General features: G+C 54.5%; 2 protein-coding genes and 1 pseudogene. 2 read left to right on the forward strand and 1 reads right to left on the reverse strand.

From position 1 onward, the window contains the following. On the forward strand, positions 1-449 hold a 449-nt coding region (locus WH277_RS00990; RefSeq protein ID WP_339503851.1), incomplete at its 5' end, for a c-type cytochrome. A 49-nt stretch (positions 450-498) separates the two neighbouring features. On the opposite strand, the gene WH277_RS00995 is transcribed toward WH277_RS00990, so the two are convergent. After that, positions 499-678, reverse strand: coding sequence for a DUF2158 domain-containing protein (locus WH277_RS00995; protein ID WP_200641498.1), 180 nt, complete (start codon positions 676-678; stop codon positions 499-501). Positions 679-807: 129 nt separating this feature from the next. Here WH277_RS00995 and WH277_RS01000 point away from each other — a divergent pair. After that, positions 808-968 (forward strand): annotated as a pseudogene (locus WH277_RS01000) (OsmC family peroxiredoxin); the annotation flags it as partial.

Raw genomic sequence — 968 nt, forward strand, 5'->3', positions numbered from 1 at the left:
CGGATCTGAAAGCCATCAGCGCCTATCTGAAGTTTATTGGCGGCAATCCGGCAGCACCCGCGGCGGCAAATACGGCAGTCAGCGCCACGGAAGCGAAGCTGACCGCGGCGAAAAATCTCACCCCAGGTGAGCGTCTCTATCTGGATAACTGCGGTGCCTGCCACTTTGTCACGGGTAAGGGCGCACCGCGTATCTTCCCGGAACTGGATCAGGCAACGATTGTGAATGCCGGCGATCCGACCGGGCTGATCCACACCATCCTGGCCGGGGCACAGCAGCCCTCTACGGCAAAAGCCCCCTCCACGCTGGTGATGCCAGGCTTTGCCGGCCGCCTGAGCGATGATGAGGTGGCGCAACTGGCGACCTTTATTCGTCAGGGCTGGAGCAATAAGGCGGAGGCGGTAAGCGTGGATCAAGTGAAAGAGGTCAGGGAGAGTTTGAAAAAATAATCACAGCGGGCGACCCTTTTGCGGTCGCCCCTTTCATCAATAAACGAACTCAGCAGACGCCGAAATCGCCCTCTTCATGATAAAGATTGACCGAATCAGCGGCGATCGCCACCTCTTGTTTCTCCGCATCATTCACCCGGGCGCAATACAATGTTGAGCCGTCGACGCGCAACACCTGCATTTTGGGTCCACCGGTTTTTGACTGCACAAAATCGTCGGGTTTAAACATAGTCTTCTCCTGATAGGTGTCACTCATATTCTCTGTCAGCCTGGAATGTTCTGCAAGTCGGCTAATTTTCCGCAGCCTCTGACACAGTGTCTATACTGGTAGCTGATGTTAAATAACCGGAGGATAACAATGACCATTCATAAGAAAGGACAGGCGCACTGGGAAGGCAATATCAAGCAAGGGAAAGGCACCGTCTCAACCGAAAGTGGGGCGTTAAGCCAACAGCCTTACGGTTTCAATACACGCTTTGAAGGTAAAGCGGGGACCAACCCCGAAGAGCTGATTGGGGC

Source organism: Erwinia sp. MYb416 (assembly GCF_037479575.1).
Classification (GTDB): Bacteria; Pseudomonadota; Gammaproteobacteria; order Enterobacterales; family Enterobacteriaceae; genus Erwinia; species Erwinia rhapontici.

Bases quoted from the DNA above. Each gene is read 5' to 3' on its own strand.
- WH277_RS00995 (WP_200641498.1), bottom strand. From the start codon at position 678: ATGTTTAAACCCGACGATTTTGTGCAGTCAAAAACCGGTGGACCCAAA.